This window comes from Roseateles sp. UC29_93 (assembly GCF_042695725.1).
GTDB classification, from domain to species: domain Bacteria; phylum Pseudomonadota; class Gammaproteobacteria; order Burkholderiales; family Burkholderiaceae_C; genus Roseateles; species Roseateles noduli_A.
In genome coordinates this window covers 3,822,237-3,845,457 of record NZ_CP170545.1, presented here as the reverse complement: position 1 = coordinate 3,845,457, position 23,221 = coordinate 3,822,237, and the positions used below count along the sequence as shown (strand labels likewise).

Here is a 23,221-nt window from a genome sequence, read left to right as displayed (position 1 = left end):
GCATGAGCAAGAAGATCTCTCAACCCATCGTCGCAATGCCGCAGGGCTGGTTCCCGCGCATCGGCGACATCTGGCCCGGCCAGGGCATCTATGCCGGCATCGTGCGCGGCGAACCGGGGCTTCCCGACTACCACCTCTTCGTCTCAGCCGACGTCGCGACGGACAAGGAACGCGTGGCGTTCGGTGGCTACGGCAAGGAGTCTCCCGCGCTGAGCACGTTCGATGGCGCGAGGAACACACATGTCCTCGTCGAGAGCCCGGACAGCTACCCCGCCGCCGAATGGGCCGCGAGCCTCGACGTCGACGGGCACAAGGACTGGTATCTGCCGAGCCGCCGCGAGTTGCGTCTGCTGTGGATCAACGTCCCCGAGCTGTTCAAGACGAACGCGTGGTACTGGTCCAGCACGCAGTTCTCGGCCCACTACGCCTGGAACCAGAGCTTCGACGATGGCTACCAGGACGGCGGCGACAAGGACTTCGAGTACCGGGCTCGCGCCGTCCGCAGATTCCTCATTCAGTGATTCAGTCCTTCACCACCCAATGACTTGAGCCCGGCGCGCAGCGCCGGTCGCGCGAAAAATGGCCCTGCATAAGGATCTCCCCGTCTACAAGCTGGCATACGACCTGCTGAGCCTTGCCACCGATCTCGTGCGCAACCTGCCGCGCGACGTCAAGGCCAGCGTCGGAAGCCGGCTCCGGGATGAGTGCCTGGAGGTGCTAGTCCTCGTCGCTCGCGCCAATGCCGCGCTCGACAAGACGCCCCACCTCACCAAGCTGCTGGAGCACCTGCAAGTCGCTGAGCTGCTGCTGCGCCTGGCGCATGACAAACAGTTCATCAGCCACAAGCAGTACGCGCGCTCGGTGGAGGTCACCGACTCGGTCGGCGCACAAGTCGGTGGGTGGAAGAAGGCCATGGCCGCACGGTCATTCACCCCGATTGCTGCCGACCCGCAGCAGGTCGGTTTGTTCAACGCAGCGCCGCCTGTTGTCTGAGGGGCACGCCTCTCAGGCCCGTGCGACTTTTCTTGAATCTGGTCGTGCCGCTGGCCGGTAAAGCCACCGATATGCGCATCACGGGAACCAGCGGACTTGTTCCGCCCTGCCCGGCGCAGCGATGCCGCTGAAGCGAGAGCCTCGGCAGCACCGCGTGGATTGCACGACACGACGCAGTACTCGGCCCACAACGCCTGGAACCAGAGCTTCGACGATGGCAACCAGAACAACGACGACAAGGACAACGAGAACCGGGCTCGCGCCGTCCGCAGACCAAGACGCTGCACCTACTCTTGAGGAACTCGTGGTGGCATACATGGACTGCCGCAGACACAAGCGCAATACCGCGAGTGCCCTCGCATTCGAAGGGGACCGTGAGCGCCAGCTCGTGCGTCTCCATCGCGAGTTGGTCGACGACAGCTATCGGCCCGGCCGCTCGATCTGCTCCGTGGTGACGCGCCCGAAGCCCCGCGAGGTTTGGGCGGCGGACTTCCGCGACCGCATCGTCCACCACCTTCTGTACAACCGCATCGCCGACCGGTTCCATGCACGCTTCATCGCGGATAGCTGCGCATGCATCCCGGGCCGGGGCACGCTCTACGCTGCGAGCCGCCTGGCGCAGCACGTCCGCAGCGCGACAGAGAACTGGCAGTACCACGCGCACTACCTGAAGTGCGACCTCGCCAACTTCTTTGTCGCCATCGACAAGGTCGTCTTGCGTGGTGAGCTCCACCGACACATCGAGCCTGGATGGTGGCGCGACTTGGCCGATCTGATCCTGCTGCACGACCCGCGCAGCGATGTGTTGATGCACAGTCCTCAGGCGCTGATGCGGGTCGTTCCGCCGCACAAGAGCCTGTTCAACGCGCCGGCCCATTGCGGCTTGCCCATCGGCAATCTCAGCAGCCAATTCTTCGCCAACGTGTATCTCAACGCGCTGGACCAGCACGTCAAACACGATCTGCGGATCAAGCACTACGTGCGCTACGTTGACGACTTCGTCCTGATCCACCGCGACCCTGCCGTTCTCCGCCAGGCGCACGATGACATCGGGCTGTGGCTGCCGGCCACGCTTCACGCCAGTCTCAATCCTCGCAAGACCATCATTCAGCCGGTCAGCCGCGGCATCGACTTCGTCGGCAACGTGATCAAGCCCTGGTCACAAACGACGCGCCGCCGCTCGGTCAGGGCTGCTCTCCGGCGCATCGAAGCTGCACCTGCGGAAGAACTGGGCACGCTGGGGAATAGCTACTTCGGCTTGCTGCGTCAGGCGCCGAAGAGCCACATGGACCGAGTCCGCCTTGCCAATGCGCTTCGTAAGCGCGGCAAGGCCATCGTCGCTGACCTAACGAAGACGGTTGGCGTCAGTCAATAAATGGGAGTCCCCCTGTGAAAGAGCGACCAATCCTATTCAGCGCGCCGATGGTGCGCGCCCTGCTCGCCGGCACGAAGACACAGACGCGCCGCATCGTGAAGCCGACACCTGTTGCCGACTCGCGCTGGGCCGGCGGCTTCTACCTGGAAGGCAAGAAGAGTGGCCCGCGCGCGATCGCTGTCGAGGCACCTCACATCGCCACGGCCTGCCCCTACGGCGCGCCCGGCGACCGCCTGTGGGTACGCGAGACCTGGGCGCACAGCATCCACGCGATGGCCGCCAAAAGCGACGAGGACGGGCCATTTGTCTACGCGGCCACCCATCGAGTCGAACAGCGCCTCGGCGAAAAGTGGAAGCCAAGCATCCACATGCCGCGCTACGCCTGCCGCCTGATGTTGGAGATCACCGACGTTCGCGTCGAGCGGCTGATGTCGATCAGCGAGGAAGACGCGCGAGCCGAAGGAATCGACTTCGATCCCGGAGAGGGTGGCGTCTTCTGGGTCCCTGGCCCCGGACCTGGATGCGCATCCGACACCGCCGCCGGTTCTTTCCGCCGGCTCTGGGAGTCCATCAACGGCGATGGCTCTTGGAACGCCAACCCTTTCGTCTGGGTCGTCGAATTCAAGCGCAATGGAGCCTGACATGACCACCTACACCATCACTGGCGAGCAACTCGCCACCGTCCTGACCGCGCAGAAGCAGTTTCTGGATCACGGCGACTCCCAGGCGGCATCGCTGCTGGACTGGGCGGTGACGGCTGAGCCGGCGACGTTCGAAAACGCAATTCGTCCTGCCATCAAGTGGCTGAACGACAACTGCAATCCGCACGCTGCCGTGATCGTCACCAACACGGATGCCGAGCTTATGACGGGCGATCTTTACTTCAAGACCGAGGACTACCTGAAGGACTGACATGACCGACAAGAACGCACAGGAGCAGGCGCTGGAAGCGCTGAACCAGATCGAGCAGTACAGCGGCGCTTTTGTGATGTCGAAGCGCCCACAGCTCGCCGTCATCCGCGCCGCCCTCGAATCCGCCGCACCATCTGCGGCAGAGCCGGTGGGGCTGCCGGAGGGGTTCATGCTCATCTCGCAGCAGCAGGTCGTCGCGCTTGAGCAGGCAGAAATCGGCATGCGAGCCATCGCAGTAAAGCAGCGTCAGATGGGCGACGTGATCGAACCGGTGCGCACGATCAACGATGCAGCCAAGATCGCGAAGGTGGCGACTGATCGCGTCTACAACGTGATCCATTGCCTCGACCTCAACGCCGCCCCGCCCGCCCCTTCGGCGACCTCTGCCGCCCACGTAGGCGATACCGGCTTTGAGGGCTGGTTGAGCGGGCACCAGATCAGCGACGTGTCAGGCGCCAAGCTCCCGCTGTACCACAAGCAGGATCTGCGTGACGCCTATTGGGCCGGCTACCGCGAACGCGCCACCCTCCCCGCCGTCCAGCCCGAAGCAGAGACGAGCGCGGAGAAGGCGCCCCCATTCGCTCATGACTCGCGATGCAACTACATAGCCAACACGGGCCGCGTCTGCCGCAAATGCCATCGAGTCCATGACGGCAAGGATGCCATGGGCGCTCCAGTGGAGCCATCCGCCCAAGCGCGCCGTGAGGCCGAGGCGGAAGCCGAGATCAACGCAGAGCAGGGGCCGCTGCTGGTCGCGGCTCGCGAAATGGTTGCAGGGTCGACGCCGCTGAAAGAATGCCACGAGGGGTATGTTGTCCCGGCAGAGCTTTGGCTCGCCCTTCAAGGCGAGGTGATGGAATGCCTCAGGAGGCAGGCTTGTACAGCTTTCGCCGCCCAGGCCGATGCGCCGGTGGCTGAGCCTGTGGCGCCCGAGTACGACGTCCGCAAGATCCTGATCGACGTCGTCCCCGGCGTGGATGGCATGGGCCACGAGGTCTATGCCGAGTCCGTGACCGACGTTGAGGAATTGCTCACGAAGCTGAGCGTTCAAGTAGAAGACCTCCGGGCCGCCCGCCCTCCCGCGCCAGAAGAGGGCAAGGATGCGGCCTCCTGGGCTGAGTACGTCGCTGGGATGGTGGTCGCCTACCTAGGCGGAGGAGTAGATGACGAGCGCATCAAGCCGATCGCCGGGATCATCAGCCAGCGCCTTAGGGCTCTGGCCCCGAAGGGGGTGGCGTGATCCCATACGTCGGACTCCCCATTACCCCCGCGCCAGTGGCGGTGGCCGCCGTTGAGTGGGGCCATGCTTTCGTCAGCTTCGCTCATCCGGAACAACTGGACCTAGCCGTCGAGGTCTGCCAGTCGATCGCGTTGGACAACGGCGCGTTCAGCGCGTGGACGAAGGGCAAGCCGGTCACGGACTGGAGCCCATACTACGAATGGGTTGCCGCTCTGCATCGTGACCCGGTCTTCGACTTCGCGGTGATTCCCGACGTGATCGACGGCGACGAAGAGGCGAACGACGCCCTGCTGGCCGAGTGGCCGTGGCGCGATCGAGCGCCGTGGATTGGGGCGCCAGTCTGGCATCTGCACGAGAGCCTCGAACGACTGGAGCGCTTGGCGCTGCGCTACCCGCGCGTTTGCCTTGGCAGCTCCGGCCAGTTCGCCAAGATCGGTACCAGCGCGTGGTGGAACCGCATGGCCGAGGCCTTCAACGTCATCTGCGACCGCGAAGGCCGGCCGGTCTGCAAGGTGCACGGCCTGCGGATGCTGGACCCGGAGGTCTTCACGCGGTTTCCGTTCGCCAGCGCCGACAGCACCAACATCGGACGCAACGTCGGTATCGACTCGAACTGGAGGCACGCCTACCCGCTTCCAGACAAGGAATGGCGAGCCCGCGCGATGCGCGCGCGCCTGGAGCCGAACCAAAGCCCTCGCCGCTGGGTGCGGCAACCGATTACCCAATCTCTTCTGGAGGCCGCATGAAACTTCGTCAATCGACCAGCGCCGCGCTGTCCCAGGGAGGCGGAGCATGAGCGCCGTCCTCAGCCCCTGCGGCCTCTACCGGTACCGCCTGGAGCGCACCGTCGCGATGACGGGACCAGTCTACGCGTTCTTCGGGATCAACCCGAGCACCGCTGACGCCAGCCTCGATGACGCGACAGTGCGCAAGTGGATCGGCTTCACCAAGGTGTGGGGAGGAAGCCGGTTCGTCGTCGGCAACGTCTGGCCGCTCCGGTCCACGGACGTCCGCGCGCTCTCCAGGGCGACGCGATGGCTCGACATCGGACGCGAAAACCAGCGCCACATCCTGGCGATGGCCGCCGAGGCCGAAATTCTCGTTCCCTGCTGGGGTGACCGTGGCAAGGTTCCGCGCGTGATGCACAACGAGCTGGACGAGTTGCTCGCGCTGCTTCGTGGCACGGGCAAGCCGGTCATGCACTTCGGCCTGACGAAGGGCGGCGATCCGAAGCACCCGCTCATGCTGGGCTACGACACACCCCTCACACCGTGGAGCACCAATGCCAGCTGATCCGCAACAACTCACCCCGTCTGAGCGCAAGCAGATCGAAGAGATCCTGACACGGCGCTCGAACGAAATCGCGACCTTCTCCATGGAGTACCAGCGAGACAAGGGGCATTACGGCAGCGTCGAGTTCGCGCTGAGCCGTGAGATCCAGCGCCTGCGCCGCTTGGCCGAGCGCGTGAACCCGCCGGAGACTGAAGAGGAGACCGACCATGGATGACCAGCCGAGGAAGGGAACGCGCGGGCGTCGCGCCAACTCGATCACCACGACACCCATCTTCGTCGATCGAGTTACTGCCGCCGCCGCGTTGGCGCTGAGCGTGAGCACCTTCGAGCGCGAGGTGACTTTGGGCAACCTGCCCAAGCCGCGAAAGCTCTCCGGCGCCCGCGTCGGCTGGCTGTGGTCCGAGCTGCTCGAAGCGGCGGCGGCACTGCCGGTGTCCGACCTGCTGCCACCGGAGAACACCGGGGCGCCTAAGCCGCGGCGTCGCCAGGCAGCGAATGATCCGGCGCCGCCAGTTCGGCAAGCTGGGTAGCCCATCGGCTCAGCCAGAGGACTCGCTCGGCGTCGTACTGGTAAAGGTTGTAGTCGCCGGCCACGCCGGGCAGAACGTGACCGAGGATCGCCTCGCCCACCTCGTGCGGGCACCCCATGGCCGCCAGCCGCGTTCGGCCCGTACGACGCAGGTCGTGGGGCGACCAATGCGAGACCTGCAGCCGGCGCCGAACGTGATCCGGCCTGCTGCGGCTGTACGGCTGCATGTAGTGGACCTTGCTCTGCATATAGGCCTGCGTCTGGCCTTTGATCTCGCCGTCGCGCGATCGGCTCCAAAACAGCCACGGGATCTCCGCCGGAACGCCGGTCAGAAGCGTTTCCACGATCGCGCGTGCGCGCCCCAGTAGCGGCACCCGAAGGTCGAAGGCGTCGTCCACGTTGCGCCCCTTCATCTCGGACTTCGGGATGGTCCACCACCAACCAGTCGCCTCCTGTGTGATCTGGTGGCGCTGCATCTGGCAGATCTCCGCGCCGCGGGTGCAGGTCCACAGCTGCATCTCGAGGAACCGTGAGACCTGGGGACTGAACAGCGCGAGGTCCTCGGTCAGTAGGATCCTGAGTTCAGCCAGGCTCAGCACGCGCTTGCCGGTGCCCTTGCGCTTCCCGTCTCTCATGGCCCCCTTGCTGCGGAACTTGTGCGAGGTCTTCTCACTCCACCAGTTCGGGAGGTTCTCCGGCACCCTGCCGGCCTCCATCGCGTAGCGCCATGCCGCCGCCATTTCGGTCTTCACCGATTTCGCCAGGACCGGCGTCGAGATCCTTTCCTCGATGAACTGAAACACGAACGCCCGGTTCACGTCGGCCGCGCGCGTGGCGCCATAAACGACCATGGCCTTCCGCAGGCGCTGGGCGATGACGCCAGCACCGCGCGGCTCTCGATGGACAGAGAGGTAGCCGGTCGCGTAGTCCTCAACCATCTGGGAGAGCGTGTACGCCTCGGCAGCCACCTTTGCTGGCCGCGCTCTGGTCGTGGCGCGCTCTACCTTTCGCGCCTCAACAGGGTCCGTGCCACTGTCCCGCAGGCCGCGCAACTCCTGCCAACGAGTAGCTGCCTGCACTGGCTGAAGATCTGGCCAATACCCAATTTTGATCTGCTTCAGGGACCCGTCGTGCGGGCTGCGATACCGATAGGTCCAGGTCTTACGCGTCTGAGAGGCAATGAGCCGCAGTCCTGGACAACCCTGTATAACAATGTGCTTTCCAGGCGCCAGGGCCTTTGCCGCGCGGGCGTCGAAGAACATACCTACACCTCTGAGTTGGAGGCGCGTAGTTTCAGTGAAAACCTACACCAAAGCTACACCACCAAGTCAAGTGAGATGGTGTGCATTGAAGTTCGTTGATGACGCCGAGCGACGGCATAGATGGTTGATTTCCTATACCAATCAACGCATTAAGGTCAGTCTGCTAGCTAAATCAAGGGGTTATGAAAGGTCGAATTGAGTTGAATATAATCATCCTCGACGACTACCAGGACGCCGTGCGCAAGCTGCCTTGCGCCGCCAAGCTGGACGCGCTGAACGCCAAGGTCTTCACCAACACCGTCAAGGGCATCGGGCAGCTGTCGGTCCGGCTGCGCGACGCCGAAGTGCTGGTGACGATCCGCGAACGCACCCACTTCCCTCGCCAACTGCTGGAGAAGCTGCCCAAGCTGAAGCTGATCTCGCAGACCGGCCGCGTCGGCAAGCACATCGACGTCGACGCCTGCACGCGGCTGGGCATCGCGGTGGCGGAAGGCGGCGGTTCACCGATCGCCCCCGCGGAGCTGACCTGGGCGCTGATCATGGCCGCGATGCGGCGGCTGCCGCAGTACATCTCCACGCTCAAGCACGGCGTGTGGCAGCAGTCGGGCCTGAAGTCCGGCTCGATGCCGCCGAACTTCGGCCTGGGCATGGTGCTGCGCGGCAAGACACTGGGCATCTGGGGCTACGGCAAGATCGGCCAGCTGATCGCCGGCTACGGCAAGGCCTTCGGCATGCAGGTGCTGGTCTGGGGCAGCGAGGCCTCGCGGCTGCGCGCGCAGGCCGACGGTCACCAGGCCGCGGACAGCCGCGAAGCCTTCTTCGAACAGGCGGACGTACTGACGCTGCACCTGCGGCTGTCGGACGAAACCACCGGCATCGTGAGCACCGAAGACCTGGCGCGGATGAAACCGACCTCGCTGTTCGTGAACACCTCGCGCGCGGAACTGGTCGCCGACGGCGCGCTGGTCTCCGGGCTGAACCGCGGACGACCCGGCATGGCCGCGGTCGACGTGTTCGAGTCCGAACCGATCCTGCAAGGCCACCCGCTGCTCAGGCTCGAGAACGCCGTGTGCACGCCGCACATCGGCTACGTCGAGCAGGACAGCTACCAGATGTACTTCGACGCGGCGTTCGACAACGTCCTGAACTACATGGCCGGCAAGCCGACCAACATCGTCAATCCGGATGTGCTGAAGGGGCACCGGTGAGCGCGGGGCCCTCCTCCACGCCGCCACCGTCCCCTGAAGGCGCCGAGCCAGGCGCTGCTGCCTTCACGCCCGAACCCGCGCTCGCGCAACCCGAATCCCTCTCCCAGCTGTTCTGGGCCTTCACCTGGCTGGCGCTGCAGGGCTTCGGCGGCGTGCTGGCCGTGGCGCAGCGGGAACTGGTCGAGCGCCTGAACTGGATGACGCGCGAGGAGTTCGTCGAGACGCTCGCCGTCGCGCAGGTGCTGCCGGGGCCGAACATCGTGAACATCTCGCTGATGATCGGCGACCGCTTCTTCGGCCTGCGCGGTGCGATGGTCGCGCTGGCGGGAATGATGCTCTTCCCGGCCGTGATCGTGCTGATCCTGGCGGCCCTGTCCACGACCTGGCTGGCCTCGCCGCGCATGACCGGCGCGCTGCGCGGCATGGGGGCGGTGTCGGCCGGACTGATCCTGGCCACGGGCTTCAAGCTGCTGCCCTCGCTGAGGAAGAACCCGATCGGTCTGATGCCCGGACTGGCGCTCGCCGCGCTGGTCTTCGGCGCGACGGTCTGGCTCAAGCTGCCCTTGTTCTGGATCGTGCTGAGCGTCGGCGGACTGGGCATGTCGCTGGCGCTGATCGCACTCAAACGTAGCCGCGCGGGAGTGCGCACGTGAGCGTCGGCGCGCAGGTCAGTCCCCATGTCGTCGCGCACGTCGGCTGGACGCAGATGCTCGTCGGTACGCTGAGCTGGCCCGAACTCGGCGCGCTGATGCTGCACTTCCTGATGCTGTCGCTGCTGTCGATCGGCGGTGCGATCACGACGGCGCCGGACATGCATCGCTACCTGGTGGATGAGCGGCACTGGCTGACGGACCAGAGCTTCACGAGTTCGATCGCCCTGGCGCAGGCGGCGCCGGGTCCGAACATCCTGTTCGTCGCGGTGCTCGGCTTCAACGTGTCAGGACTGCTGGGTGCGGCGGCGGCGATGGCCGGCATCCTGCTGCCGTCGACGACGCTGGTGGTCGCGGCCACGCGCTGGGCGCGCAACAACCGCGAGCACCTGGGCGTACGCGCCTTCACCGTCGGCATGGCGCCGCTGACATTGGGCCTGATGATCGCAACGGGCTGGCTGCTGGCCGCGCCCTACCTGGTGGAGCCCGACCACCGATGGGCCACGCTGGCCATGATCGTCGCGACCGTGGTCCTCACGATGCGGACCAAGATCGGCATCGTGTGGTTGGTGCTTGCGGGTGGCGTGCTGGGAGCACTCGGGGTGGTCTAGCGGCTGCAGTTCTGCCGCGGGCGCGGACGTAACAGTCCGGCCAGCACGCCTCGAATACGATGGACCGATCCCCCATCGGCAAAGACCCAGCCCATGCGACGCCTCGGCATCACGATCACGCTCCCCCTTGCGGCCACCACTCATGCGGATGCCCAGGACTGCGAGCGACTCTGCAACGCGCAGGCCCGGCCCCTGCCCGCTCAGGACGGCAAGCCATGACCCCGATCCAGCAATGGCATGCCACCCGCAGCCTGCGCCTGCTGGTGCAGACGGTGCGCGACATGCTGGTCTCGATGGGGCCGTTGCTGCTGCTCGGCGGCGGCCTGCTGGTCGCGGCCTACTGGTGGCTGGATCCGCAGCCGCCGCGCCAGGTGCGCCTGGCCACCGGCCCGGCCGGCAGTGCCTACGCCGGCTTCGGGGAGGGATATGCGAAGGCGCTGGCGCGCGAGCGCATCCAGGTGGCGCTGATCGCCAGCGAAGGCGCGCAGGACGATCTGGCCCATCTGCGCGCGGGCACGGCCGATGTGGGCTTCGTCCGCGGCGGCATGGCCGATCCGGTGGCCGATACCGAGGCCGGCATCGTCTCGCTGGGCAGCCTGTTCTACGAGCCGATCTGGATCTTCTATCGCCGCGATCTCGGCATCGCGCGCCGCCAGCCCGGCGGCAAACTGCAGCACCTGACCCAGCTGCGCGGCCTGCGGGTCAATGTGGACCAGGACGGCAGCGGTGTCCCGCAGATCGTCGAGAAGCTGCTGGCGCTGAACCAGCTGAAGCCGACCGATCTGCAGCTGTCCAATCTGGCGCCCGACGACGCCGGCGCGGCGCTGCGCCAGGGCCGGCTGGACGCCGCGGTGCTGATCTCGGCGCCGCAGTCCGGCCTGATCCGCGCGCTGCTGCGCGACCCGGCCATGGCGCTGATGGCCTTCGAGCAGAACGAGGCCTATTCGCGCCACCTGCCCTTCCTCTCCACCGTCACGCTACCGCGCGGCGTGGTGGACCTGGCGGCCGATCTGCCGCCGCACGACGTGCCGCTGCTGGCCACCACCACCGCACTGCTGGCGCGCGAGCAGACGCACCCTGCCCTGCGCCAGCTGTTCGCGCAGGCGGCCCTGGGCCAGCACAGCGGGGCCGGCTGGTTCAACGGCGCGCGCGACTTCCCCAACACCCGCACCAGCGAGTTGCCGGTCAGCGCCGAGGGCGACCGCGCGATCAACGGCACGCCGCCGGCCTGGGCGCGCTACCTGCCCTTCTGGGCCGGCAATCTGCTGGAACGCATGTGGCTGGTGGTCGGCGGCCTGCTGGTGCTGATGCTGCCGCTGTCGCGCGTGGTGCCGCCGCTCTACACCTTCCGCGTGCGCTCGCGCGTCTTCCGCTGGTATGCGCGGCTGCGCGAGGTGGAAGCCAAGCTGGAAACCGGCACCGGCGAGCGCGAGGCTTTGCTCGACGAGCTGGACGAGCTGGACCGCGTCACACACCGCATTGCGGTGCCGCTGTCCTATGCCGAAGAGCTCTACGCGCTGCGCAACAACATCTATGCGGTGCGCAAGCGCCTGTTGGCGCAGTGGTCCCGGCCGACAGACGGACCGACCGAGGGACCGACCGAGGGACCGACCGAGGCACCGATCGACTGATCAACGACCGGTCGTATCGATCATCCCTTCGCCGGGCAAGGACCTCAGACGTCCTTCGTCCCGAAGATCTTGTCCCCGGCGTCGCCGAGGCCCGGGATGATGTAGCCGTTCTCGTTGAGGTGCGAGTCGATCGCCGCGGTCCAGCAGCGGATGTCCGGATGCGCCTTGTTCATGAGCGCCACTGACTGACTGTTCGGAGCTTCACCAGTTCGATCAGCTGGCGCAGGCCGCGTCGGGTCTGAACATCCTGTTCGTCGTGGTGCTGGGGTTCAACGTGTCGGACCTGCTGGGCGCGGCCGCGCCGATGGTCGGCATCCTGCTGCCGTCGACGCATGGCGGCCACACGCTGGGCTCGCAACAACCGCGAGCACGTGGGCCTCGCGCGTTCACGGTCGGCATCGCGTCGCAGAGGTCGGGGCCGATGATCGCAACGGGCTGGCTCCTGGCCGCACTGGCGATGATCGTCGCGACTGTGATGCTCACGATACGGACCAAGATCGGGATCGTGTGGATGGTCCTGGCGAGTGGCGTACTGGGGGCACTCGGGGTCGTCTAGTTTGGTGTTTTATCCTGAGGTGACGTAGTGCCGCGCTGCCGGCGGTAGAGCGCGCCCGGCCGCCGCTCGGCGCAGGCGCCACAATGACGCAACTCGACATCTGGACAAACTTGATGCTCTATGACGTCTTCATCTGCCACGCTTCGGAGGACAAGGACAGCTTCGTGCGTCCTCTGGCGGAGGCTCTTCGGAAGGAGCGGGTAGAGGTCTGGTACGACGAGTTCTCTTTGCGGCTCGGAGACAGCATCCGGCAGTCAATCGATAGGGGCCTTCGACAGAGTCGCTTTGGCGTTGTTGTCCTTAGCCCGTCATTCTTCGAGAAGAGCTGGACTCAGTACGAGCTCGATGGGCTCAACGAGCGGCAGCTACAGGGACGGGACCGAACTCGTCGAACACTCGGTCAAGAAGCGTGTTGAAGGCCTTGGGATACTTCGCGAGCTCCTCCGGAGTGTTCAGGATCCGAGTGTCCAGATAATCGCCATGAACCTTGATGACTGTGCACGCCGTGTGAACTAGTGGCATCGCGCCGGCAATCTGGTCTGATGTGCTGAGCACCGTGGGCTGGATGCCTTCGTCTTGTAGGGCTACCTCAAGCAGCCGGTCGAAGTTCGTCGTGATGACGACGCGGACATAGCCCATCTTGACCAGTCGAGCGATGGCGCGGTGCGCTTTCGTCGGTTGCTTTGCGCCTTCCTCTCGTTCCGCCTCGGTAGGCTCGAAGTAAGGCCGCAGCAGCTGCTGACGCTCTGCCGGAGTCTTTGCGACCGCATCCAGCAGAACTGAGTAGTCGGGCTCTCGGCCGGCGAAGCCGCGGTACCAAGCAGCCGGGTCAGGTTCGCAGTCAGCCTTCTGAATTGCTGCGGCCTTGCGCACGAGCTCGATGGTCACTTCCCAACCGGTCGGAATCCGGGCCGCACGGGAGATGCCTGACCCAACCAGAATCGCGTACACGCCCTTGTTCGCGTGCATCGAAAACGCGAGCGAATTGATGGGATCAATCAAGATGCCCTCCCTGGACCGAGCTCTTTTGCGCAGGAAATGCTACCTGCAGTCGGCGTTGGCTTCAGAGCTTCACCGCGACTAGCTAGTTCACTGAGATCGAACTTGGAAAGCGGGCTGTCCCACGTTCTCAACCGCGCGCGTCCTGTCCCTAGGAATCAATTGGCTCATACGACACAACGCTCATCCCGAGCGTGCCTCGATAGCCCATGTCGGTCAGTCCGGTCACCTGCGCTACTGCGGTTCGAACTGACGCCGCCTCCTCCGTTTCAGCGGGCATCGGCGCGTGCCAGAACGACTTGGCGCTGAAACCGCCGCTGCCGTTCAGCAGCACCAGCGAGCGCAGACCGGTCGTGACCAGGGACACTCGGCACATCAGGGAGCGACCAACACCGGCTGAATGCGACTCGACGGCGGCAAAGTCTGACAGCGCATAGCGGCGCTGCTTTGCGGAGAGCCCGAACCGAGGCAGGCGCTCGATCAGCACCAGATCGCGCGCCCGATCGATGGTCGTGACGGAGATGCGCGCATGGATGAAATCCAGCGCTGCGCCCATCAGGGCCAGCGACGGAAACAACAGGAACCAGAGCGCCTTCAGACTGGTGTCGTAGAGGCTGAACTTCCAAAACATCCAGCTCAAGGCGGTCGTGAAGGCGAGCACCCACAGCCACATCGTCGACGGCGTGGGCCGGATGACGACGGTGGTGTCAGTGACTTCTAGGAAACGAGACATGAACGCGATGGGAGACCCCGCCGCTCATCCAGTGAGCAAGAACCTCAGACGTCCTTCGTCCCGAAGATCTTGTCCCCGGCGTCGCCGAGGCCCGGGATGATGTAGCCGTTCTCGTTGAGGTGCGAGTCGATCGCCGCGGTCCAGCAGCGGATGTCCGGATGCGCCTTGTTCAGCGCCGCCACGCCTTCCGGCGCCGCGACCAGCACCAGCGCGCGGATGTCCTTGCAGCCGCGCTGCTTGAGCAGGTCGACCGTTGCGATCATCGACCCGGCCGTCGCCAGCATCGGATCCACGATCAGCGCGGTGCGCTCGTCCAGCTTGCCGACGAACTTCTCGAAGTAGTTCACCGGCTGCAGCGTCTCATGGTCGCGCGCCAGGCCGACCACGCTCACCTTGGCGTTGGGCATCATGTCCAGCACGCCGTCCAGCATGCCCAGGCCCGCGCGCAGGATCGGCACCACCGTCACCTTGCGGCCCGCGATCTGGTCGATCTCGACCCGGCCGCACCAGCCCTCGATCGTCGTCTTCTCGAGCGGGAAGTCCGCCGTCGCCTCGTAGGCCAGCAGCCGCGCGACCTCGCCGGTCAGTTCGCGGAACTTCTTGGTGGACATGTCGCCCTCCCGCATCAGGCCGATCTTGTGCTTGACGAGGGGATGCTTGACTTCGATGACTGGCATGGCGCTACCGGGATGCGGAGTGTGGAACGGCGCCTCGTGGGCGCCGGAATGGACGCGATTATCTCGCGTCGGGTGCTCAGGCCTTCTTCTGACGTTGGCGCAGCGCCTCGTACAGGCACACGCCGGCGGCCACGGAGACATTCAGGCTTTCCACCGCGCCCTGCATCGGGATGCGCACGAGCTCGTCGCAGGTCTTCGCGGTCAGCTGGCGCATGCCGTCGCCTTCGGCGCCCAGCACCAGCGCCACCGGACCCGTCAGGTCCAGGTCGTACAGCGTCTTCTCCGCCTGGTCCGAGGTGCCGATCACCCAGATGTCGCGTTCCTTGAGCTCATTGAGCGAACGCGCCAGGTTGGTCACCATCAGGTAGGGCACGGTCTCCGCGGCGCCGCTGGCGACCTTGGCCACCGTCGCGTTCAGTCCCACCGCATGGTCCTTGGGCGCGACCACCGCGTGGGCGCCGGCACCGTCGGCCACGCGCAGGCAGGCGCCGAGGTTGTGCGGATCGGTGACGCCGTCCAGCACCAGCACCAGCGGCGGTCCCTCGACCTGCTCCAGCACCTCATCCAGCGAATGCGACTGCGCCACCGCCTTCACCCGCGCCACGACGCCCTGGTGGCGGTGCGTGCCGCACAGCGCCTTCAACCGGTCGTCGTCGCTCTCGACGAGCTTCGCGCCCGCCGCCTCGGCCTTCTCGAGGAAGCCCCGCATGCGCTGATCCTTGCGGGTGGCGTCGAACAGGATCTCCTGCACCGAGGCGGGCGCGGTCTTCAGCCGCACGGTGACGGCGTGGAAGCCGAACAGGATCTGGGTCTTGGAAGGAGAAGAAGGGGAGGAGCTCATGGGCGCGATTGTCGCGCACCCGTCACGGCCTGCCTGACAGCCAGCCCAGCGTGCGCGCCGCCGCCAGCAGGCCGATCATGACCGGCTGGTGGAGCATGTAGTACGACAGCGACCACCGCCCCATCACCGACAGCGGACGCGCCGCCGGCAGCACCGGACGCTGCATCCAGGTCCGCACCGCCTCGACGCGCATCAGCGCGCAGCCCCACAGCATCGGGCCGAGCCACGGCAGCAGCGGGACGTAGTCCTCGGTCAGCGGCTTGCGCGTGACCAGGCCGAGCCAGTTGGTGGTGCGGGTGTCGAAGAAGGGATGCGCGACGAAGAACGGCAGCGCGATCGCGACCGCGCCCAGCAGCCACAACGCCGCGGTAGGCAGTCTCGAGAAGCCGAAGCGCACCAGGATCAGCATCAGCGCCATGCCGTGCAGCACGCCGAAGCTGATGAAGGAGCGCGGGAACATCCACCACGACCCGATCGACACCAGCAGCGCGCAGGCCATGACCTGGCCCCAGCGGCGCCAGAAGCGGTAGGCCGTCTGGCCCTGCGCCAGCGCCACCGCCTGGCCCATGCCGGCGCACAGCAGGAACAGGCTGACGATGCCGCTGCGTTGCCAGGTCCAGAACGGATCGCGGTAGAAGTCCTCCACCACGATCTTGTAGTAGCTCAGGTCGAAGCAGAAGTGGAAGACGGTCATCCAGACCATGGCCAGGCCCCGCAGCGCATCGAGACGGTCGAAGCGCGGGGTCGTCGGGAAGTCGCGCGCCACGGCGTCCAGGCCGGGGTCAGGCGTTGCGGTCGGGAAGCGGGCCGGCGGATTCATCGGGGAAACAGTCTACATAAGCCGCCGGACCGCGCGATGACGCCCGTCCGGCAATCGACCGCCGACTCCAGGGCACCCCCCGCATCCGGGTGGTTCCCTCCCCTCGATCGGCCAGTCGGGGCCGCTGTTTCCCCCCGTCCGCCGCATTGAGCCGGAGCGACGCGGCATCGACGATCGCTTCTTCGACTCCCGCGGCCCGTCTCCTCTCCCCCTTCCTCATTCCCCTCTTCCCTCCTCCCCGACTCCCCATGCGCCCTTCACCCCCCTCGCTGTTCACCGTGCTCAGCCTGTCCGTCCTGGTCACCGCCTGCGGCGGCGGCAAGGGCGACAAGAGCCCGGACATCGTCGCGCCCGCCTGCACGGTGCTGCGCGTCACGCCCGAAGCCTCCGTCACGGCCGGGTTCATCGATCCGTCGGTGACCCTCGACTACACCGCCGCCACCGCGGGCGCGTGCGACGACTTCAAGCTGGTCGACAAGACCCAGGCGACGGTTCCGACCACCGTCGTCGCGTCCAGCGAATGGGCGAACCCGAATGGGGGGGTCGCCGGCTCGCGCACGATCGAGCCGCGACAGACGCTGCAGCCGGACACGGCCTACGGGCTCCAGCTGAACGGCAAGGCCGTGTCCGTCTTCAGCATCGGCCAGCAACGCCGTGGGGCCCTGGACGGCGAGGTCGCGGACCTCCCGGTGGAGTTCGGCGGCCTGACGGGCTCGTCGCGGATCGCCCGTTCGCAGATCAACGATCTGATCAGCGTCCTGGTGGAGGACTACGCCAGGGGCAACCCCGTGACCGCCGCGGTGCTCAAGCCGCTCCTGCGCCACGAACTGCCTCACATCGCCTCGCCGAACGCCGCCTTCGACGCTCAGGTCAAGCGGGTGCGTTATCGAAGCATCGACGCGTCCGGCGCGCCCATCACGCTCAGCGGCCTGCTGGTCTATCCCGTGCCGTCGGCAGGCGGGCCGCCGGTCGACTACAACGGCCGGCCCGTGGTGATCGGGCAGCGCGGTGCCGAATCCAACGAGTCCGACGCCCCCTCATCGGGCAGGAACGCCATGGTCCTGATCGGCCTGGGCGCGGCGGGCAAGGGCCACATCTACTTCACCCCCGACCTGATCGGCAAGGGCGACACGGCGGCCTCGCCGCAGGCCTTCCTGATCGCCGCGGACACGGCCGCGCACACCGTGGACATGCTCAGCGCCGTCAACGAGTACTTCATGCAGGTCCACCGCGCGCAGCCCGGGAAGGACCTGCGCATGATCGGTCCGTCGCAGGGGGCGTTCTCCGCCATGGCCTCGATCCCGCACCTGGCGCGCCAGACGACGATCCGGCTGGTGTCGACCGGCGACGGTCCCTTCGAGATCCGCCGGACGCTGGATTCGTCCCTGCGAGCGGCCGCCGGAGAACCGCGCGACGAGTATTCGGACAAGGCCGATCTGAGCCGCATCCCGGACTACCTGGGTCGCACGCTGGCGGCACTGCGCGACTACCAGCACCTGTCTTACGACCCCAAGACGGTCTTTGGCGCCGATGGCCAGGTGCTGCCGGCCTTCCTCGCCGACTACCGGGCCGGGAAGCTCAGCGGCCTGACGCCGCATCTCCTGTTGAACAGCCTGGCGTCCGGTTCGCAGCGCTACGACCTGCCCCTGGCCGAGTTCAGGATGTTCCACAACAGCAAGGACTCCCTGATCCCGGCGCGCAACACCGAGGACATGATCGCGCGATTGAAGACCGAGGGTCAGCGCGTCGCCAGCGTCGAGCGGGGCGACTGTCGCGAAGACTCGCTGCTCGTGAAGACGCTGCTCGAGTTCAGCCACAGCAAGTCGCTGCCGCACACGATCTGCCTGCCGTTCCAGATCGACGATTTCATCGGCCGCCTGCCGTCCTCCTGAGCGGCCCCGTCGGGCGTCGAGCGTCAGGTCCCGTCAGGGCGACAGCAACTGACGCACGCGCTGCCGGTGCATGCCGCGCAGCGCCGGCAGCAGCGCGCCGACGTCGCTGTACTCGGCGCCGGACAGCGCGCCCGCCAACGCGCCGGCGAGCGCGCCAGCCTGCTCCGGCGCCATCGACGGCGCCGGCCGCGCGGCCGACTCGAGCTGCTCATGCAGGCGGGCCCGCGCCTGCGCGACCTTGGGCTGCGCCTGCAGCAACTGTCCCAGCGCCTGGCGCTGGCCGGTCGCTTCCTTCAGGTCCCAGCGCTGCGGCTGCAGCGCGTCCGGTGCCGGCTCCAGCAGCGCGCGCACCGGCTGGCCGCTGGGGAAGCGCTTGCCTTCGCCGCGCAGGGTCAGGCCGTCGCGCAACGCGGGCCACTGCGACTCGGTCACGCTGAACACGATCTCCGTGCCCTGTGCCTGCACCGACAGCCCCGCCGGCGACAACGCCTTGGTCAGCGCCTGCAACTGCTGCTGCGTGCCCTCGCCGTCCAGCGACACGGCAATCACCGTCGCCTTGCCCGGCGCGCCGCTCTCCTGCGGCTGGCCCGGCAGCTGGAGTCTCAGCGTCTCCTTGCCCCCTTGCTGCAGCACGGCCAGATCCAGGCCGCGCAACTTGAAGCGCTGGCGCGCCGCGCCGTCCTCGGGCGCGGCCTGCAATTCGGCATCGACGCGCCCGCCGGCCTCGCGGCTGCGCTGCGACCAGAGCTGACGCAACTGGTCGACCTGCCCGCCCAGCGTCGCCGACGGGGGGGTCTGGCGCGCCAGCGTCTCGCTGAGACCGCCCTTGAGCTGCTGCATCGCCGCGGCCAGCCGATCGAGGTAGTCCAGCCCCTGCTGGAGTTTGCCGAGCTGAAGTTGGGCGCCCGGTTCGCGTGCGGGTGAAGCGCCGTCGCCCGCGCGCAGCGGCGCGGCGGCGACATCGATGAGGACGGGCTTCTCTCCGGCCGGCGCGCTCAGCGCGGGCCGCGTGCCCGGCGCATCGAGGGGCGCGGACCGTGCCGCGGCAACGCCGGCACCGCTCGTCGCCAAGGCGGGCGCGGTCGGCAACGCCGCCATGCGAGCGCCATCGGCGGACCGCGACGCGCGATCCCCGCCGAAGACCGGCGCGGTGAGCGCGTCAGATCGCATCGAACAGGCTCAGCTGGCTGACCTTCGCATAGGCCTTCTGCGTCGCCTGCAGCGCCAGCGTGTAGCTGTTGAGGCGCGTGGCGGCCTCGCCGTAGTCGATCTGGCCGAGGTCCAGCGCGGTCTGCCGGTTGGCCAGGCTGACCGACGCATGGTTCGTGTCGATCGTGTCCAGGATGTTCTGCCGTCCGCCGAGCTGGCCGATCTTGCCCGCCACGTCGCCCAGCGTCTGGTCGAGCGCGGCGATCATCGCGGTCACGTCCGCGTGCACGCCTTCGGCGGTGACACCCGGCGTGGCCAGCTGGCCGCCCCAGCGTGTTGAGCTGGCGCAGGAAGGCGCCCATGCCCTCGAGCGACACGTTGCCGCCGATGGCCATGTTGTCCGCCACGGCGACCTGCTGCGTCTGCGAGTTGCCCAGGAAGTTGTAGCCCGCGTCGACGGTCGGCTGGTCGCTGGCCGTGCCGGAGAACAGGTAGCGGCCTTCCGCGTTCTTGCTGTTGGCCAGGAAGAGCAGGCTGTCGTGCAGCGTCTTCACCGAGCCCGACATCGCGTTCAGGTCGTCGCCGGTGTTGCCCGCGTCGGCCGCCCAGACCAGCAGGTCGCGCGTCGCCTGCAGGTCCTCGCGGATGCTGTCCAGCGACACCTCGCTGGTCTTGAGCCGGCTCTGCAGCGCGCCGATGTTGTCGCGGTACTGGTCGAGCGAGGCCTCCTCGCGCGACAGCCGCGCCAGGCGCAGCGCCGCGATGCTGTCGTCGGACGGCTTGAGCACGCGCTGGCCCGACGCCATCTGCTGCATCACGTGCGTCAGGCCCTCGTTGGCGGCCTGCAGCGCGCTGTTCATCGTCGTGTGGTACTGGTTGCTGGCGATGCGCATGGCGGCTTCTCCGGAAATCGACGATCTGAACGGGGACTGAGGGGAATGGACGACGCCGGGCTCAGCCCAGCATCTGCAGCGTGCTGTCGAACAGCTGGTTCGCCACCGCCACGACCTTCATGTTGGCCTGGTACATCTGCTGGTACTGCATGAGGTTGATGGCTTCCTCGTCGGTGTTGACGCCGGCGCTGGACTTCCAGTCCTCCTCGGACTGGTCGCGCACCGTCGTCGCGGTCTTCTGCGAGCCCTGGTTCAGCGAGCTCGCCACGCCCAGCTTGCCCACCAGCTGCGTGAACACGTCGCCGGTGATGATCTGCGTCGTGCCGGCGGCGTTGCCGGCCGCATCGAAGGTGGTGATGGTCATCGGCCGGTTCTTCAGGCCGATCAGCGCGGTCAGGTTGCCGCTGTCGCCGCTGACCGTGGCGCTGCTGGAGAACGCCAGCTGCGCCGCGGTGATGCCGGTCATCTTGAGCGTGCCGCCGCTGGTGTCGAACAGCGGCGCGCCCGGCGTGGCGGCCGGCGGGGCGAAGCCCAGCGCCAGCTGCGCGTTGAACGCGTTGCCGATGCCTAGCGCGAGCTCCGAGATCGTCGTGCGCATCGGTCCCAGCACCTGCTTCTGCAGATCGGCCAGGCCGCCGAGCTGACCGCCCTGCCCCACGTCCGACAAGGTGAACGAGGTGTTGGCGAACTGGATCTTCAGCGCGCCCGGGCCGGACGTGGACATCACCGCCGCGTCCGCGCCGACGACCAGCGGCTGGCCGCCCTTGAGCGACACGCTCTTGGCGCCGTCGGGCGTGTCGACGACCTGCAGGCCGACCAGCGCGGACAGCGCCTTGATCTTCTCGTCGCGGGCGTCCTGCAGCCCGGCGTCGTTCATGCCGGTGGCGCGGCCGCCGGCGATCTGCTTGTTCAGCAGCGCGATGTCCTGCGTCAGCGCGTTGACCTGGTTGACCACGCCGTCGCGCTGCGTCGCGATCGCCGTCTGCTGGTTGGCGAACAGCTGCTGCAGGCTGTCGAAGCGCTTGACCAGGCCGTCGGCGGCGGTCAGCACGGCCTCGCGCAGCGGGCCGGATTCCGGCTGGACGCTGGCCGCGTTCAGCGCGGCGAAGAACTGGTCGATGCCGTTGTTGATGTTGGCCGTGTCGTCGGACATGACCTGCTCGAGCTGGGTCATGTAGGACTGCCCGGCGCTGTACTGGCCGAGCTGGCTGGTCGCCTGCCACAGCTGCACGTTCTTGAAGCTGTCGGCGAAGCGCAGCAGCTTGGACACCTGCACGCCGGCCCCGCCCTGCGGCGTCTGCAGCGAGCCCAGCAGCACGCCGGTGCGGGTGTAGCCCGGCGTCATCGCGTTGGCGACGTTCTGGCTGGTGGTGCCCAGCGCGGCCTGGGCGGCCTGCGCGCCGGTGAGGCCGTTGAGGAGGATGCTCATGGGGTCGAGGTTCCTGAGGATGCGGGGGCGCCCGCGGGGAAGTCCGCAGGGGTCTTCCCTCCGGAAGGCGACGCGCCGGCGCCGGAACTTAAGCCCGCTGCGGGAAGGACCTGCTTGAGCATCAGGTCGGCGATGCCGAAGGCGCGCTGCTGGGCGAGCGCGTCGGCGACCATCCCGTCGGCCAGGTCCAGCATGTCCTGGTTGGCGCGCTTGTGTTCGACGCTGTCGTCGTCGGCCAGCGCGCGCGTGCCGGCGCGCATCTGGCTGATCATCTGCTTGATGAAGAAAGCTTCGAACTTGACGGCGGCGTCGGTGGCCTGCGCCTTGATGCGCGCATCGGGATCCTTGGCGCCGTCCAGCGCGGCGACCGACGGCATCGGAGAGGAAGTCGGGAAGTCGCTCATCAGATCACCTGCAGCTCGCCCTCGATCGCGCCGGCCTGATCGAGCGCCTGAAGGATCGCCATCAGGTCGTCCGGATTCGCGCCGATGCTGTTGACCATGTCGACGATCGCCTGCAGCGAGGTGCCCGCCGGCCAGCGGAACATCCGGCCGTCGCCCTGGTCCACGCGCAGCTGCGACTGCGGCACCGTCTGCGTGCGGCCCTGGCTGAACGCGTTGGGCTGGCTGACCTGCGGGCTCTCGCTGATGACGACCTTCAGCGAGCCGTGCGACACCGCCGCCGGGCGCACCTTGACGCCGTCGGCGATGACGACGGTGCCGGTGCGGGAATTGAAGATCACGCGCGGCAGCGCCGGCGCGGCGTCGATGGACAAGCCCTGCAGCTGCGCGACGAAGGCCACGCGCTGCGTCGATTCCATCGGGGCGCGCACCGACACGCTGGTCCCGTCGCGCGTCGACGCCGTGCCGCTGCCGAAGCGCTGGTTCAGCGCGTCGACGATCTGCGTCGCGGTCTGAAAGGCGGGGCGCTTGAGGTTCAGCACCACGTCCGGCCGGGAGTCGAAGTCGCTCGCGATCTCGCGCTCGATCGACGCGCCGTTGGGCACGCGGCCGGTCGTCGGCGTGTTCACCGTCACGCTGGAGCCGCTCTGCCCCTGCGCGTTCAGGCCGGTCACGACCAGGTTGCCTTGCGCCAGCGCATAGACCTCGCCGTCGGCGGCGTGCAGCTCGGTCAGCAGCAGCGTGCCGCCGCGCAGGCTCTTCGCATCGCCCAGCGAGGACACGGTGATGTCGATGGACTGCCCGCGGCGATAGCCCGACGGGAAACTCGCGCTCACCATCACGGCCGCCGCGTTGCGCGACTTGGCCTCGGTCTTCTCGGGCAGCTTCACGCCGAACTGCTTCAGCAGGTTGGCCACCGACTGGCCGGCGAACTTCACCTGCGTGCTGTCGCCGCTGCCGTTCAGCCCGACGACCAGGCCGTAGCCCAGCAGCTGGTTCTCGCGCACGCCCTCGATGTCGACGAGCTGGCGCAGCGGCTGCGCCGCGAAGGTCGGCATCGCCGCGCCCAGGCCGAGCACGAGGCCGAGGACCAGGCCGAAGGACAGGGAGAGCAGGCGCTTCTTCAT

The 23,221-nt window shown here is 67.2% G+C and carries 29 protein-coding genes and 2 pseudogenes; 18 read left to right on the top strand and 13 right to left on the bottom strand.

What is annotated here, in order from left to right; genetic code table 11:
* Nucleotides 1-2: 2 nt before the first annotated feature.
* The 11 genes from ACFJIX_RS17865 (at nt 3) to ACFJIX_RS17815 (ending at nt 6,343) form a co-directional block, all read left to right on the top strand.
* The gene (locus ACFJIX_RS17865) at nt 3-521 is read left to right on the top strand and encodes a DUF1566 domain-containing protein (RefSeq protein WP_377153290.1); all 519 of its coding nucleotides are present in this window, start codon (nt 3-5) and stop codon (nt 519-521) included.
* Between the two features lie 58 nt (nt 522-579).
* Entirely contained in the window at nt 580-993 is a 414-nt protein-coding gene (locus ACFJIX_RS17860) for a four helix bundle protein (RefSeq protein WP_377153288.1), read from the top strand.
* A 159-nt stretch (nt 994-1,152) separates the two neighbouring features.
* The gene (locus tag ACFJIX_RS17855; RefSeq protein WP_377153286.1) at nt 1,153-1,290 is read left to right on the top strand and encodes a hypothetical protein; all 138 of its coding nucleotides are present in this window, start codon (nt 1,153-1,155) and stop codon (nt 1,288-1,290) included.
* A 19-nt stretch (nt 1,291-1,309) separates the two neighbouring features.
* Nucleotides 1,310-2,368 carry an RNA-directed DNA polymerase gene (locus ACFJIX_RS17850; RefSeq protein WP_377161839.1) on the top strand — a complete coding sequence of 353 codons (1,059 nt, stop codon included), beginning with the start codon at nt 1,310-1,312 and terminating at the stop codon, nt 2,366-2,368.
* Between the two features lie 14 nt (nt 2,369-2,382).
* Nucleotides 2,383-3,009 (top strand): hypothetical protein, encoded by a 627-nt coding sequence (locus tag ACFJIX_RS17845; protein ID WP_377153284.1) that lies wholly within the window; start codon nt 2,383-2,385, stop codon nt 3,007-3,009.
* Nucleotide 3,010: 1 nt separating this feature from the next.
* On the top strand, nt 3,011-3,280 hold the full coding sequence (locus ACFJIX_RS17840; protein ID WP_377153282.1) for a hypothetical protein: 270 nt from the start codon (nt 3,011-3,013) through the stop codon (nt 3,278-3,280).
* Between the two features lies 1 nt (nt 3,281).
* Nucleotides 3,282-4,520 (top strand): hypothetical protein, encoded by a 1,239-nt coding sequence (locus ACFJIX_RS17835; RefSeq protein ID WP_377153280.1) that lies wholly within the window; start codon nt 3,282-3,284, stop codon nt 4,518-4,520.
* A 35-nt stretch (nt 4,521-4,555) separates the two neighbouring features.
* Entirely contained in the window at nt 4,556-5,266 is a 711-nt protein-coding gene (locus ACFJIX_RS17830; RefSeq protein WP_377153278.1) for a hypothetical protein, read from the top strand.
* Between the two features lie 46 nt (nt 5,267-5,312).
* Nucleotides 5,313-5,813, top strand: coding sequence for a DUF1643 domain-containing protein (locus ACFJIX_RS17825; RefSeq protein WP_377153276.1), 501 nt, complete (start codon nt 5,313-5,315; stop codon nt 5,811-5,813).
* A complete protein-coding gene (locus ACFJIX_RS17820) occupies nt 5,803-6,027 on the top strand; it encodes a hypothetical protein (protein WP_377153274.1) in 225 nt (74 codons plus the stop codon). Before ACFJIX_RS17825 ends, ACFJIX_RS17820 begins: the two co-directional genes overlap by 11 nt.
* A complete protein-coding gene (locus tag ACFJIX_RS17815; RefSeq protein ID WP_377153272.1) occupies nt 6,020-6,343 on the top strand; it encodes a helix-turn-helix transcriptional regulator in 324 nt (107 codons plus the stop codon). Before ACFJIX_RS17820 ends, ACFJIX_RS17815 begins: the two co-directional genes overlap by 8 nt.
* Here ACFJIX_RS17815 and ACFJIX_RS17810 read toward each other — a convergent pair.
* Nucleotides 6,282-7,604, bottom strand: a complete 1,323-nt coding sequence (locus tag ACFJIX_RS17810; protein WP_377153270.1) for a tyrosine-type recombinase/integrase — start codon at nt 7,602-7,604, stop codon at nt 6,282-6,284. The genes ACFJIX_RS17815 and ACFJIX_RS17810 overlap by 62 nt on opposite strands.
* A gap of 200 nt (nt 7,605-7,804) precedes the next feature.
* On the opposite strand from ACFJIX_RS17810, the gene ACFJIX_RS17805 reads away from it, so the two are divergent.
* The 4 genes from ACFJIX_RS17805 (at nt 7,805) to ACFJIX_RS17790 (ending at nt 11,704) form a co-directional block, all read left to right on the top strand.
* Nucleotides 7,805-8,812, top strand: coding sequence for a D-2-hydroxyacid dehydrogenase family protein (locus ACFJIX_RS17805; RefSeq protein ID WP_377161837.1), 1,008 nt, complete (start codon nt 7,805-7,807; stop codon nt 8,810-8,812).
* Nucleotides 8,809-9,465 carry a chromate transporter gene (locus ACFJIX_RS17800; RefSeq protein WP_377153268.1) on the top strand — a complete coding sequence of 219 codons (657 nt, stop codon included), beginning with the start codon at nt 8,809-8,811 and terminating at the stop codon, nt 9,463-9,465. Before ACFJIX_RS17805 ends, ACFJIX_RS17800 begins: the two co-directional genes overlap by 4 nt.
* Complete coding sequence (locus tag ACFJIX_RS17795; protein ID WP_377153266.1) at nt 9,462-10,073, top strand: chromate transporter; 612 nt, start codon at nt 9,462-9,464, stop codon at nt 10,071-10,073. The genes ACFJIX_RS17800 and ACFJIX_RS17795 overlap by 4 nt, the downstream gene beginning before the upstream one ends.
* 215 nt (nt 10,074-10,288) lie before the next feature.
* Entirely contained in the window at nt 10,289-11,704 is a 1,416-nt protein-coding gene (locus ACFJIX_RS17790; protein WP_377153264.1) for a TAXI family TRAP transporter solute-binding subunit, read from the top strand.
* A 44-nt stretch (nt 11,705-11,748) separates the two neighbouring features.
* Here the strand turns inward: ACFJIX_RS17790 and ACFJIX_RS17785 are convergent.
* Nucleotides 11,749-11,886: pseudogene (locus ACFJIX_RS17785) on the bottom strand (uracil phosphoribosyltransferase); the annotation flags it as partial.
* A 77-nt stretch (nt 11,887-11,963) separates the two neighbouring features.
* On the opposite strand from ACFJIX_RS17785, the gene ACFJIX_RS17780 reads away from it, so the two are divergent.
* Both ACFJIX_RS17780 and ACFJIX_RS17775 read left to right on the top strand, forming a co-directional pair.
* The gene (locus tag ACFJIX_RS17780) at nt 11,964-12,260 is read left to right on the top strand and encodes a hypothetical protein (protein WP_377153262.1); all 297 of its coding nucleotides are present in this window, start codon (nt 11,964-11,966) and stop codon (nt 12,258-12,260) included.
* An 83-nt stretch (nt 12,261-12,343) separates the two neighbouring features.
* The gene (locus tag ACFJIX_RS17775) at nt 12,344-12,676 is read left to right on the top strand and encodes a toll/interleukin-1 receptor domain-containing protein (protein WP_377153260.1); all 333 of its coding nucleotides are present in this window, start codon (nt 12,344-12,346) and stop codon (nt 12,674-12,676) included.
* Here the strand turns inward: ACFJIX_RS17775 and ACFJIX_RS17770 are convergent.
* From ACFJIX_RS17770 to ACFJIX_RS17750, 5 genes are all read right to left on the bottom strand, one after another.
* A complete protein-coding gene (locus ACFJIX_RS17770) occupies nt 12,612-13,262 on the bottom strand; it encodes an SIR2 family protein (RefSeq protein ID WP_377153258.1) in 651 nt (216 codons plus the stop codon). The genes ACFJIX_RS17775 and ACFJIX_RS17770 overlap by 65 nt on opposite strands.
* Nucleotides 13,263-13,410: 148 nt before the next feature.
* Entirely contained in the window at nt 13,411-13,992 is a 582-nt protein-coding gene (locus ACFJIX_RS17765) for a hypothetical protein (RefSeq protein WP_377153256.1), read from the bottom strand.
* Between the two features lie 44 nt (nt 13,993-14,036).
* Nucleotides 14,037-14,669, bottom strand: coding sequence for a uracil phosphoribosyltransferase (gene upp / locus ACFJIX_RS17760; RefSeq protein ID WP_377153253.1), 633 nt, complete (start codon nt 14,667-14,669; stop codon nt 14,037-14,039).
* 76 nt (nt 14,670-14,745) lie between these two features.
* Nucleotides 14,746-15,510, bottom strand: coding sequence for a 23S rRNA (guanosine(2251)-2'-O)-methyltransferase RlmB (rlmB, locus tag ACFJIX_RS17755; RefSeq protein ID WP_377153251.1), 765 nt, complete (start codon nt 15,508-15,510; stop codon nt 14,746-14,748).
* A 22-nt stretch (nt 15,511-15,532) separates the two neighbouring features.
* On the bottom strand, nt 15,533-16,330 hold the full coding sequence (locus ACFJIX_RS17750) for a DUF1624 domain-containing protein (RefSeq protein ID WP_377153249.1): 798 nt from the start codon (nt 16,328-16,330) through the stop codon (nt 15,533-15,535).
* A gap of 248 nt (nt 16,331-16,578) precedes the next feature.
* Between ACFJIX_RS17750 and ACFJIX_RS17745 the strand changes: the two genes are divergently transcribed.
* The gene (locus ACFJIX_RS17745) at nt 16,579-18,222 is read left to right on the top strand and encodes a hypothetical protein (RefSeq protein WP_377153247.1); all 1,644 of its coding nucleotides are present in this window, start codon (nt 16,579-16,581) and stop codon (nt 18,220-18,222) included.
* Between the two features lie 33 nt (nt 18,223-18,255).
* Here the strand turns inward: ACFJIX_RS17745 and ACFJIX_RS17740 are convergent, their stop codons facing one another.
* The 6 genes and pseudogenes from ACFJIX_RS17740 to ACFJIX_RS17715 form a co-directional block, all read right to left on the bottom strand.
* Complete coding sequence (locus tag ACFJIX_RS17740; protein WP_377162094.1) at nt 18,256-19,392, bottom strand: hypothetical protein; 1,137 nt, start codon at nt 19,390-19,392, stop codon at nt 18,256-18,258.
* On the bottom strand, nt 19,382-19,648 hold the full coding sequence (locus ACFJIX_RS17735) for a hypothetical protein (RefSeq protein WP_377162091.1): 267 nt from the start codon (nt 19,646-19,648) through the stop codon (nt 19,382-19,384). Before ACFJIX_RS17735 ends, ACFJIX_RS17740 begins: the two co-directional genes overlap by 11 nt.
* A 169-nt stretch (nt 19,649-19,817) precedes the next feature.
* Nucleotides 19,818-20,231: pseudogene (locus ACFJIX_RS17730) on the bottom strand (flagellar hook-associated protein 3); the annotation flags it as partial.
* A gap of 94 nt (nt 20,232-20,325) precedes the next feature.
* On the bottom strand, nt 20,326-21,693 hold the full coding sequence (gene flgK, locus ACFJIX_RS17725) for a flagellar hook-associated protein FlgK (protein WP_377153245.1): 1,368 nt from the start codon (nt 21,691-21,693) through the stop codon (nt 20,326-20,328).
* Entirely contained in the window at nt 21,690-22,097 is a 408-nt protein-coding gene (locus ACFJIX_RS17720; RefSeq protein ID WP_377153243.1) for a flagellar biosynthesis protein FlgJ, read from the bottom strand. Before ACFJIX_RS17720 ends, flgK begins: the two co-directional genes overlap by 4 nt.
* Nucleotides 22,097-23,221 (bottom strand): flagellar basal body P-ring protein FlgI, encoded by a 1,125-nt coding sequence (locus tag ACFJIX_RS17715; protein ID WP_377153241.1) that lies wholly within the window; start codon nt 23,219-23,221, stop codon nt 22,097-22,099. Before ACFJIX_RS17715 ends, ACFJIX_RS17720 begins: the two co-directional genes overlap by 1 nt.